Origin of the sequence: Maribellus sp. CM-23 (assembly GCF_021354595.1) — a bacterium.
In the GTDB taxonomy this organism is placed as follows: Bacteria; Bacteroidota; Bacteroidia; order Bacteroidales; family Prolixibacteraceae; genus Draconibacterium.
In genome coordinates this window covers 12,163-23,921 of record NZ_JADWYJ010000003.1, presented here as the reverse complement: position 1 = coordinate 23,921, position 11,759 = coordinate 12,163, and the positions used below count along the sequence as shown (strand labels likewise).

Below are 11,759 nucleotides of genomic sequence, written 5' to 3'. Positions count from 1 at the left end.
TCGACCGAAAAATACATAAAAAACTCTCGTGGTAATCAGCTTCTTCTGTTTTTCAACAAAAGCAAGCTAACTTGTGTTATAGTAATCAAACTGTAAATTAAACTTAAAATTACATTTATGAGAACAAAAACCAGCCTCTCTCTTTTGTTTGTGGCCCTGTTTAGTTTGTCGCTGTTTGCCGGCGAAACCGAAAAAAACCCGGTCCAACCTTTTGGCCCCATGCCCGACGAAGTAAAAGCAATCGTCGATAAATCCTGCATCGGTTGCCACAACACCGATTCCAGAAACGAAGATGCCAAGAAGGAACTCGACTTCAAAAAACTGGACACGCTGAGCAAAGTAAAAATGATCAGCACCTACAAAGAAATTTCAGAGACCCTTGAAAAGAACGAAATGCCGCCAAAAAAGTTTTTGGAAAAATACCCCGACAAAGCATTATCGGAAACCGAAAAGAAAGTGCTGCTGAGTTGGGCCAAAAAAGAAACAAAAGCATTGGTAAAAGCAAAGTAACATGCGAAAAATACTTCGGATATTTTTTCTGCTGATCGTGGTGGCATTGGTTGCCGCACAGTTTTTTCAACCGGAAAAAAATACCAGTGAAGCGTCGGAAAACCATATTCTGACGCTTCATTCTGTTCCTGAGAATGTGGCAGGAATTCTCAAAAACTCTTGTTTCGATTGCCATTCAAACAATACCAACTACCATTGGTACCACTCAGTTTCACCTGTTTCGTGGATGGTGGCCAATCACATTCGGGAGGGGAAAAAAGAATTGAATTTCTCGGAATGGGGAAACATGGATGTTTTTTCGCAGATCACCAAACTGGAGGAAATGTGCCAGGAAAGTGAACACCGGAAAATGCCGCTCAAATCGTATCTTTTGATGCACCCCAAAGCCAAGCTTTCGGACGAGCAAATTGTCGCACTTTGTGACTGGACTACCCGCTTAAGCGAAGAACTGCTGGTCAAAGCCGTGGAAGAATAACCCGCTTTATTACATTTCCTCTATCTTTAGCTGAAAAACAGGATGAAGGTACTGGTTATGTATGTCGACCACTTTTCGTACACACCCCGGACAAAAAATCTGGAGACAGCCGAAGAAATAACAGATGGAGCAGCATTTACTGACTCCATTCTGGCGTTTATACAGGTGGAAGAAGCGGACGAAGAAAAGGACGTGGCAAGCCGCGAAAAAAAGCTGGTGAACCACCTGAAGTGGACCGCCCGTAAAAACAACTGCAAAAGCGTCATCCTTCATTCGTTTGCGCATCTTTCCGAGTCGAAAGCATCGATCGAATTTACCAAAGAGTTGTTTGACCAGGCAGAAAAACGCCTTCAAAACGCTGACTTTACAACCGCACAAACTCCCTTTGGCTATTTTCTTGATCTAGACATAAAAGCACCCGGGTTTTCGCTGGCCCGGATTTGGGCTACTTTGTAAAACAATCGCCAAATCGTCAGAATATTGATGGAGCCTTGCTTTTGAACAAACGATTCAACTACCTTTGTCGCAAAATCAGATCATGAAGTTCGAGGATTATTCAATAGCACAGCCCATTAAGCAAAACCTGGAAAAGCAGGGATTGCGCCGCCCCACTGACATTCAGTACAAAGCCATTCCGCCTATTTTAAAGGGCGAAGATGTGCTGGCCATTGCACAAACCGGCACCGGGAAAACCGCTGCTTTTGTAATTCCGGTGCTTCATAAACTGCAACAAAGTAAAAACAGGCAGGGAGTAAAATGCCTGGTGATGGCTCCAACCCACGAACTGGCCGAGCAGATTTGTTCTGTTTTTACCGGCCTGGCTGAAAACATGAACATAAAAACCATGGCGCTTATTGGCGGTGTGGAGCAAGATCCGCAAATCAGTCAAATACAAAAAGGTGTTGATGTAGTGGTAGCCACGCCCGGCCGGCTTTTTGACCTGGTGAGCCAGGGGCATCTGAAATTGCAGGATGTAGAAATCCTAATCCTTGACGAAGCCGATCACATGCTCGATCTGGGCTTTATCAAAGACATCAACGACCTGATCCGCTTTCTGCCCAAAAAACGGCAAACACTGTTTTTCTCAGCCACCATTAATCCGAAGATTAAAAAGCTGGCCTATTCGCTGGTCAATAACGCCATACGCATACAGATTTCGCCCAAAAACCCGGTAGCCAAAAACATCGACCACAAAGTTGCCTATATTGAAATGGACGATAAAAGGGCCTTTCTCGAAAGACTGGTAAATGAAAACCCGGAGGCAAAGATCCTGGTTTTTGTGCGAACCAAAGTGCGCGCCGAAAGAGTGAAAAAGGCGATGGAACGCGTAAAGATCCAATCCGAAACCATCCACAGCGACAAAGATCAAAAAGAGCGAAATGCAACCATGAGCAACTTTAAGTCGGGTGCTTCTCGTTTGCTGATTGCCACCGATGTGAGTGCGCGGGGTATCGATATTCCGAATGTGGATTTTGTGGTGAATTACGACCTCCCCGAAGTTCCTGAAAATTACGTGCACCGCGTTGGGCGTACCGGACGGGGGAAAAACAAAGGACAGGCGGTTTCGTTTTGCAGCAACGAGGAGAAAGAGATCCTGGAAGAAATCGAAGGCTTCCTGGAAAAAGAAATCACCGTTCTTGAAATCGACAAAGGAGACTACCAGGAAACGCTGGACTTTACGGCCGACACCGATTACAACTGGAAACGGCTGATGCGCGAAGCCAACGCACCTCCACCCAAACGCAGAAAAAAGAAATAGGCAGTTTCTCTTTGGTTCAGCTACCCTTTTACACAACCCGCTCGCGCCGATTTGCAATCGGTGTGCAGTCTTAGTTGTAGGGATTGATGGACTGAAGGGCATTATTCAGTCGCAGTTTCCAGTCTCAGTTTGCAGTATTTAGGAAAGGTCAACCACTGACAAATGACCAATGACTCGCAGCGAATAGCATGCAGCTTATTCATGCATTAAAGCATTTCTGCATTCTCGCATTGAGGTTGAAGGATTGATGAGATTGAATTTTAAATTGCAAATGACAAACAAGCTATGACCAGTGACTCGTGGCTCATAGCTCATAGCTTGCACTGCGGTTCCCGAAAGCCAGTGGTGAATCACCACGTCCTGAAAAAATCGTCGGACAAGGCTTGGTGACTTACCACGGGGCAAAAAATTGATTTTCCTGCCAATAGTGACTCACCACGTGATGAAAAACTGATTGGTCAGCTTATTTTCCCGGAAAATGGACTAAAAAATTGTCTGGCGGGCTTTTGTCCAGCGACAATGAAGTGAAAAAGTATTTTGGCAACCTTTTGTCCGGGACAATGAAGTGAAAAAATGTTTTGACAGCCTTTTGTCCGGGACAATGAAGCAAAAAAGTGTTTTGACAACGTTTTGTCCGGGACAATGATGTGAAAAAATGTTTTGACAGCCTTTTGTCCGCGACAATGAAGCGAAAAAGTTTTTCGTCAGCCTTTTGTCCGGGACAATGAAGTGAAAAAGTTTTTCGTCAGCCTTTTGTCTGGGACAATGAAGTAAAAAACTGATTGGCGAGTCTTTGTCCAGCGACAATGAAGTGAAAAATCATTCCGGCAGCTTTTGGTGCTTCCTCCCTACCCCAAACTGCGTACTGCCCTCAAAATCTTTTTAATGCTCAACCAACAAGGATCAGAAATTATGTTTATTTTAGAAAACAAAAATTAATCATTACCCAATACATTGAAAACTCCGCTTGCCAATACAAAACACAAATACACATGGTTTCCCAGGAGCAAACCCAACGAAATCAACGATTTAAATCAACAGCAACTGATAAAATGTATAGCACTGTGTGGTATACATATACGTTACCCACAATTTTGAAATGAGCAGAAGTAATTCATGGATATTTGGTTTAATATTTTTAGCAGCATTCGTTTATGTTGCTTGGAATGGATTTGAATTGCCTAAATTCATTTTCGGAAAGACTGATATTACGACTGGTAAAATTGTAAACACATATCATAAATGGGGAGTCCGATGGGGAGGAAGTTATCAGAGATTAAAATTTGTTTATTCTGTAAATGACAGTGTTTACTTTAACTTCACCACAGTTGGGGAAAAATATGGAAGGCAAAATATCGGAAATCGAGTAAAAATTAAGTACTCACTTCAAAACCCTAAAAAATGTAAAGTGGAAGCCTTTTATAACGATTACCAAAATTCCGATGAAGAAAAGTTTCATACAAATGAAAATATTGGATTAAGTGAAATTTCGCTTACGAATGGACTTTACACATTTATTAAATATGGAGAACAAGGAAAAATCATTTTTGAAAATCTCGGTGAGTACAAATTTAAAAATGACTCTTTAATCCTTGAAACATTTGACAAGAAAACAAAGAACTATTTTTTAATAACAGATTTCAAAAACAACAGACAATTAACTGATTGTGAAACCAAAATAATATTTACAAATTAGCAATTAATGAAAAAAGTTATCCTTGAATACAATTTCTCATTTCATCAAAAGAACATTCTTGCTCTATGTATTGGAATGCCAATTGTAATTGCATTCATTTTTATAATAACAGGGAACATCAATGCAAAGGAATTTTTTTTATTAGTTATTCTTTTCATCTTATTTCTAATTTTTATTTCAATTACTTTTTTAAAAGTTGGATTAACAAAAATTAAGACAGATTTATGGAAAGGTTATTTCTTCTGGAGTAGACTAATATTGAAACAGAAAATTGATATTTCAAAAGCTTCAAAAATTGTTGCCTTGAAATCAAGAAAGTATCAGAAACTTGCATGGATTAGTGATGTTAAACCTGATTCAGGTACAGAATATTATAGTTACAACCTATACATTTTGAATGATAGTTATACCAAACGTGATGTAATTATGGAATTGAAGAAGAAAGCAAATGTTGAAAAAGCAATTGATTTCTTGACTAAAAACTTTGATTTGAGATACGAAAAAATAAATTAAACCTGAGGGTAACACATTACATATTGCAGGGCGGGTTCAGTGGTACGCCAACTGCGTCCCGAGGCTTCGGGATCGTTTCGCAGTTCCGTGTCCGCCAGCTGGCGGACAGGAACGCTCTCCGAAATCCGCCCCGACATCATGTACCAACCGTTATAGGCAAGCAAATTATAAAGCATAACATGAACATAAAAGATTCATTTTTTTATACAATTAAGCCAGAATCCTTAAAAAAGACATGGGAGGAATTCTCTAAAATTATAAATGGAGAATTTAAATTTAAAGAAAACATTCGGGCTAATGTGAATGGCCCTATTTATGTTTATTCTATATCAGGCAAGATTGAAGATTTTGATTTAAAAATTGAGCAAACAGTATACATTAATCCAGGCAGTAATGACCAACCAACACCCTTGACTTATATATTATCGCGTGTAACAAGACAGAAAATATTTCTCAGAATATGGGAAAGGGATTTAATAGAGAAAATATTTGGTCTTAATAAAACGAACTCAGGGAATGAAAAAATTGATAAAAAGTTTTCATTAAAGACAAATCATATAAGACTGAGACAATTAATAGAAACGAATGAAAATATAATTAAAGTTCTAACTTCATCAAAATCTCATTTTCACATAGAAACAAAGAATAATACTTTGGAAATAGTATACAAACATTCAGGAATATCAGAATCAAACGAAGATTTCTTACGGGATCTTGAAGTATTGAAATTAATAATAAAAGAAATAACCAGCCTATAACATGCGATCATACATGATGGCTTGCCGCAGGCGCAACACAAGCCACGCTGCATACTGCTACCGTTGTATGTAACGGTAAAAAAGCAAGCGGAAAATCAATGAACAGAAGAGACAATGAATACAAATGATTGAAATTGAAACGCTGAATAAAAATCTTGTAGCAGTTAAAATCAATATATACGACAAACTATCATTCGGCATTTCCAATGTGAACAATGAACTTGAAGGAACTGAATATGATGCTTGTCAATTTGAACTGAACGGGATGAAGATTATTTCCAGAAGTTCGAAAATAACACCCAAAAAAGTGGGCCAGTTTGTGACATTTTGGAAACGAAATCAAAGCGGAGAAACGGAACCCTATTCTGAAAACGACCAATTTGATTTCTACGTAATTAACGCAAGATCAAGAGACCGTTTTGGACAATTTGTATTTCCGAAATCAGAATTAATCAACAAAGGTTTTATAAGCTCTGAGAAAAAAGACGGAAAAAGAGGATTTAGAGTTTATCCATCGTGGGACAAAACGCTGAATAAACAAGCGGAGAAAACTCAAAAATGGCAACTGGATTATTTTTATGAGGTAAACAAAACAACCGACCTAAAAAAAGTAAGCGAATTGTACATTGAAAAATAAAAACTCCCGCTCGCGCCGATTCCTGCCAAACTCTGGAAAAGCGGGAAATAAAGAATAAAAAAAGTATACAAAGATCTCTATTCCACGGGAAGTACTTTAAACCAGACGTTTCGAATTTCAGCAGTTGTCATCCAGGTACAGATTCCCAACGGGCGGGAAAGCGAAACTTCGGGCCGGATGCCCAGTTCGTGCCCGGGATAGAAAAAGTCCACAACCGTTTTACCATCAATTTGGGCGACAATGGTTGAATCGTTCACCTGCAGGTTGATCTTGTACCAGATGTTGGGTTCAAATTTTTGCAATACCTTGGTTTCATTGTCCGACGCATCAGCACCATCGACCGTACTCAGCCCGACAACCGGACCTCCCCAGCCGCCAACAATCAACGAACAAAACTGCTTGTTAACCGGGAAAGTTAATCCGCAAAAGAAATCGTTCCCCAAAGTTTTTCTCGCCTCCAGTTCCAGCTCGTAGTTCATTACCGGAAAATCATTTAACCAGTTGATTCCACTGCATCCGTCCCCCATATTGATCACGATCTTCCCCTCAGAAACCCTTACGGGGCCTTGTGTGCCGAAGTTGCTTACCTCCCACCCTTCGAGTGTTTTACCATCGAACAGGGAAGTGCTTCCTTCTGGAATTTCCTGGGGATAATCTTTGGATGCTTCTTTTGGATCGGCCTTCTTACCCGATGAGCAAGCGACCAGGAACAAGCAGAAAAATACAGGTATCAAATATATTTTCATGGTACTGCCAGGAATGATTTCCCAACAAAATTAACCAATAAATCTATACCCCAGCTGCTCGATGGTTTCCTTTACTTTGTCCATTTTGTAACCGGAACCAAAAATCTTCACGGTGTTATGACTGTTATCCGCCATCACCGATTTGATTCCCTTGATGGATTCCAGGTTTCTTTTTACGCTGGCTTCGCAATGCGAACAGGTCATTCCTTCCACGTTAATGGTTACGCCTTCCATCGCTTTCATGCCTTGTTTTTTTCTGAATTTCTGGTAAAAATAACCGCCGATTATCGAGCCTGTCAAAAGGAGGGCGGAAGCCAACTCGAGCCAGTGTGGCAACATGGAATGCTCACTGCCATCGCCGTGAATGTGCATTACTTTGCTTAAAATCAGGTCGGCCGGGATCAGCCAGTTGGTCAGCAATCCGAATACGATGGCGCCCCCGATAATCGTTCCCAGGTAAACCGCCAGCGATCGTTTCCCCATTGTTTTCCCCAACACCGTCATGGTAGCCACGTTGGTGGCAGGTCCGGCCATCAGAAACACCAGGGCAGCACCCGGCGAAACACCTTTCATCAACAACACCGCGGCAACCGGAATAGAGCCGGTAGCACAAATATAAATAGGCACCGACGCAGCCAGAATCAGCAATATTTCAACGATTCCCCACCCTTGAAAACGCGTGAAGAAATCATTGGGAAGCAGTACCGAAATCAGTGCCGCCAGCATAAAACCGATCACCAGCCACTTGGCAATATCCTGCAACAGCTCAACAAAGGCATAATCAGCAGCGCGCACCAGCGATGGACGATGATCCTCTTCTTTTTCATCGTGACAACCGCACGACGCATCGTTACAGCTTTCTGCGCCACTTACCGCCTGTGTATCTATTTTGAAGGAAGCAAACGGCGACGCAGCCACCTGTGGTTTTGGTTTTTCCTTTACAAAAACATTGGTAAGCACACCGCCCACCACACCGGTTACAAAAGCTACCAAAGGCCTTAAAACCGCAAACGGCCAGCCCAGCATGGAGTAAGTGGCAAAAATGGAATCGACCCCGGTTTGAGGCGTCGAAATCAGGAATGAATTGGTAGCCCCTTTCGACGCTCCGTCTTTGTAAAACGATATTCCGGTGGGGATAACACCACACGAACACAGCGGCATCGGAATTCCGAGCAAGGAAGCATTCAAGGCCGATTTGAAATTTCGTTTCCCCAGGTATTTATCGATGTGTTTCTGCGGAAAATAAACCTTTAATAAACCGGCAAAGATCAAGCCCAGCAATAACCAGGGAGCCATTTCCAGCACCAGAAACCACAATTCAGTAAAGTATTTTGCAATGTAATCCATCATAACACTGATTAAAACAACGCAAAGGTTACGTTGTTTGACGCAGTGCAAAATAACAGAGAATGCCAGTCCTGAATGTTATATAATTATTGGAATTTTTATCAGTTTTTTGACACAGATGCACTTTCGGATCATCGTATGTTCTACGAATTGCTCTCCGCCCTCTCCACATAAATTTGGGTGGCCTCTACCCGCGTAACCACTACTTTTTCTCCGCGGTCGATAAAACCAGTTTCGGCAACCGCATCATAAACCTCGGCATCGATTACAACTTTTCCTCCCGGGCGAAGCACTGTCTGCGCCGTTCCGCTTTTTCCGGTCAATGCCAGCATGGCAGGTTCGATACTGATGTAGCCTTCGTTGGTATGCTGAACAGTGTTTAGCGCGAAGTTTTTAAACATCCCTTTCTCGGCTGTAAACATCTTCCGGCCGAGATAAAGTGACAAGATAAATCCGCCAAATACGCCCAGAACAACGGTTGTAATGGCTACCCCTACCCTGCGCATTTCCACGCCTTCAAAATCAAAATGAATATTGTCGATCAAACTAAGTACAAGTCCTGCAAACATCAGCAAAACACCCAGAGCTCCGGCCACGCCAAAGCCGGGCAAGGCAAAAATCTCGATCGCGACCAGGATAACCCCCACGATAAACACAGCAATTTCCCAGTTGGCCGCCAACCCTTCGAGGTAAAGCGGCGCAAAGTACACAATAGCTGCCAGCACCGCAATCCCCAGCGGAAATCCGATACCCGGCGTTTGCATTTCGAAATAAATCCCCCCGATAATCGCCATGATCAGCAATCCTGAAACCATCGGATGAACCAGGAAACCAATAATTCTCTCGAGCCACGACGGTTCATATTCCACCAGCGTATAATCTTCCACTCCCACCTGGTGCAATACTTCATCAACGCTTTCGGCAATACCTTCGCAATAGCCATGCTCCATGGCTTCCATTGGGGTAAAGGTGAGCACATTCCCGGTATCCGATATACCTTCGATAAAGATCCGCTCATCTACCATGGCCTCCGCAATTTTAGGATCGCGAAACCACTTGATAATTGTATCGTTATCAGCCGTTATCACGGTGTCTTTTCCGTGAGCTTCTGCGGTGGAACGCATGGTCGAGCGCATGTAGCTTTGGTATTTGTCGGGCATGGCTGCTCCGGTTTGGTTCACCACCGTTGCAGCGCCAATGCTTCCACCCGGCCGCATGTAAATACCGTCGCACGCGATGGAAATTAGTGCACCTGCCGAGGCGGCGTTGTTGTCGATAAACACATACACCGGAATTTTGCTCTGCAATATCATCGTACGAATGGAATCAGCATCCACCACCGTTCCTCCGTAAGTATTCATGTGAATCAAAAAGATGTCGGCTTTTAGCGAATCGGCAGCCTCAAACGCCTGCGCCACCTGCCGCCGCGTACCCGGCGAAATATCCTGTTTGATGTTCAGTTTATACACCAATTTTTTCTGGGTTTCCTGTGCAAACACCACAATCGAAATCAAGAGAAGAAGTAAAAGCCCGTAACGTTTCATCATTGTACTAATATTTTAGCCGTTGAACCATTCACTGACTTTCAAACAGATACACCGCAAAAGTCGAACAGCTCGTCATCCTTTTTACGAAGTTAGAAATTATCATCGATTCAGAAGCGATGAACTCTTTAATAAAATAGAAAACAGGCCCTTAAACAGTACCCTGAATCTTTTCTCCGAAAGCCCAATTCCCGGGATATTGGATTGATCAGTAAGTGAGAATGTTAAATCCTTCGGGTATCAATATGTGTACTTGACCGAAATTGTTAAATTTGCGACCTAATCATTCAAAAGAAAATGGAATTATCTGCATTAACAGCAATTTCCCCGGTTGACGGGAGGTACAGAGATAAAGTGGAAGGGTTAAACAAATATTTCAGTGAGTTTGCCCTGATAAAATACCGCTTATTAACCGAAATCGAATATTTCATCGCTCTTTGTGAAATACCACTTCCGCAACTGGCAGATGTTCCTGCCGGTAAGCTGGACCAGCTGCGTGAATTATACAAAAACTTTTCGCTGGAAGATGCGCAGCGCATTAAATCGATTGAAAGCGTTACCAACCACGATGTTAAGGCAGTTGAATATTTTATTAAAGAAGAATTCGACAAGTTGGACCTGGGTAAATACAAAGAGTTTATCCACTTTGCACTTACCTCACAGGATGCCAACAACACTTCCATTCCGAAATCTATTCAGGATGCGCTGGAGGAAGAATACTACCCGCTTTTACAGGAGTTGATTGAGAAACTGCTGACCATGGCAAACGATTGGAAAGACATTCCCATGCTGGCTAAAACCCACGGTCAACCGGCATCGCCAACTAAAGTCGGAAAAGAATTCAAGGTATTTATTGAGCGGATTATGGTGCAACTGGTACACCTGAAGTCCATTGCCATCGATGCAAAATTCGGAGGTGCCACCGGTAATTTCAATGCACATTATGTGGCTTATCCAGACATTAACTGGGAAGATTTTGCCAACAGCTTTTTGAAAGAAAAACTGGGGTTGCACCGTTCGCAATACACCACCCAGATTTCGCACTACGATAACCACAGCGCAATTTTTGATGCACTGAAGCGCATTAACAATATTATCTTGGATCTGGATCGCGACATTTGGTCGTATGTTTCAATGAACTACTTCAAACAAAAAATCAAAAAGGGAGAAGTGGGTTCGTCAACCATGCCGCACAAGGTAAACCCGATCGATTTTGAAAACTCGGAAGGTAACATTGGCATTGCCAACGCAGGCTTTGAGCAGCTGGCTCAAAAGCTTCCGGTTTCACGCTTGCAGCGCGACCTTACCGATTCTACCGTTACACGTTTTATCGGCGTTCCGTTTGGACACACCATTATTGCCATTAAATCAACCATAAAAGGGCTGAATAAATTACTGCTGAATGAGGCGGCCATTCTGAAAGACCTGGAAGATAACTGGGCCGTGGTGGCTGAAGCCATTCAAACCATTCTGCGTCGCGAGTTTTTCCCCAATCCGTATGAAGCGCTGAAAGACCTGACGCGCAAAAACGAAGTGATCAACAAAGAAGCCATTCACAATTTTGTTGACACACTGAACGTTAGTGATTCAGTTAAAGAGGAATTAAAAGCGATAACACCGCAGAATTATACGGGTATTTTTTAATCCCGGTAATCAAGATAAGAGAACAGGAGCGGTGAGAACTTTTTCGCTGCTCTGTTTTTAAAACAATAATTAGAAGATCTCATTTTTGTAGCTGCAACTTCTGGCTTTATCATATGAAAGAATTCTTTAA

12 protein-coding genes are annotated in these 11,759 nt (G+C 42.3%); 9 read left to right on the top strand and 3 right to left on the bottom strand.

Annotated features, from left to right (window positions below; genetic code table 11):
• Positions 1–117 precede the first annotated feature (117 nt).
• From INQ51_RS11105 to INQ51_RS11070, 8 genes are all read left to right on the top strand, one after another.
• Positions 118–510: a heme-binding domain-containing protein gene (locus INQ51_RS11105; protein ID WP_233378041.1), complete on the top strand. Its 393-nt coding sequence runs from the start codon at positions 118–120 to the stop codon at positions 508–510.
• 1 nt (position 511) lies between these two features.
• Entirely contained in the window at positions 512–985 is a 474-nt protein-coding gene (locus INQ51_RS11100) for a heme-binding domain-containing protein (RefSeq protein ID WP_233378040.1), read from the top strand.
• Between the two features lie 42 nt (positions 986–1,027).
• The gene (locus tag INQ51_RS11095; RefSeq protein ID WP_233378039.1) at positions 1,028–1,441 is read left to right on the top strand and encodes a threonyl-tRNA synthetase editing domain-containing protein; all 414 of its coding nucleotides are present in this window, start codon (positions 1,028–1,030) and stop codon (positions 1,439–1,441) included.
• Between the two features lie 82 nt (positions 1,442–1,523).
• Positions 1,524–2,744: a DEAD/DEAH box helicase gene (locus tag INQ51_RS11090; RefSeq protein WP_233378038.1), complete on the top strand. Its 1,221-nt coding sequence runs from the start codon at positions 1,524–1,526 to the stop codon at positions 2,742–2,744.
• Positions 2,745–3,843: 1,099 nt separating this feature from the next.
• The gene (locus tag INQ51_RS11085) at positions 3,844–4,440 is read left to right on the top strand and encodes a hypothetical protein (protein WP_233378037.1); all 597 of its coding nucleotides are present in this window, start codon (positions 3,844–3,846) and stop codon (positions 4,438–4,440) included.
• A gap of 6 nt (positions 4,441–4,446) precedes the next feature.
• On the top strand, positions 4,447–4,953 hold the full coding sequence (locus tag INQ51_RS11080) for a hypothetical protein (RefSeq protein WP_233378036.1): 507 nt from the start codon (positions 4,447–4,449) through the stop codon (positions 4,951–4,953).
• A 179-nt stretch (positions 4,954–5,132) separates the two neighbouring features.
• Positions 5,133–5,711 carry a hypothetical protein gene (locus INQ51_RS11075; protein ID WP_233378035.1) on the top strand — a complete coding sequence of 193 codons (579 nt, stop codon included), beginning with the start codon at positions 5,133–5,135 and terminating at the stop codon, positions 5,709–5,711.
• 124 nt (positions 5,712–5,835) lie between these two features.
• Positions 5,836–6,348, top strand: coding sequence for a MepB family protein (locus tag INQ51_RS11070; protein WP_233378034.1), 513 nt, complete (start codon positions 5,836–5,838; stop codon positions 6,346–6,348).
• A gap of 77 nt (positions 6,349–6,425) precedes the next feature.
• Here INQ51_RS11070 and INQ51_RS11065 read toward each other — a convergent pair whose 3' ends face one another.
• The 3 genes from INQ51_RS11065 to INQ51_RS11055 all read right to left on the bottom strand — a co-directional run bounded on the left by INQ51_RS11065 (position 6,426) and on the right by INQ51_RS11055 (position 9,988).
• A complete protein-coding gene (locus INQ51_RS11065; RefSeq protein WP_233378033.1) occupies positions 6,426–7,094 on the bottom strand; it encodes a DUF1080 domain-containing protein in 669 nt (222 codons plus the stop codon).
• Positions 7,095–7,124: 30 nt separating this feature from the next.
• Complete coding sequence (locus INQ51_RS11060; protein WP_233378032.1) at positions 7,125–8,441, bottom strand: SO_0444 family Cu/Zn efflux transporter; 1,317 nt, start codon at positions 8,439–8,441, stop codon at positions 7,125–7,127.
• Positions 8,442–8,584: 143 nt separating this feature from the next.
• On the bottom strand, positions 8,585–9,988 hold the full coding sequence (locus INQ51_RS11055) for an NfeD family protein (RefSeq protein WP_233378031.1): 1,404 nt from the start codon (positions 9,986–9,988) through the stop codon (positions 8,585–8,587).
• A gap of 294 nt (positions 9,989–10,282) precedes the next feature.
• Here INQ51_RS11055 and purB point away from each other — a divergent pair, with 294 nt between their 5' ends.
• Positions 10,283–11,629, top strand: coding sequence for an adenylosuccinate lyase (gene purB, locus INQ51_RS11050; RefSeq protein WP_233378030.1), 1,347 nt, complete (start codon positions 10,283–10,285; stop codon positions 11,627–11,629).
• Positions 11,630–11,759: the final 130 nt, after the last annotated feature.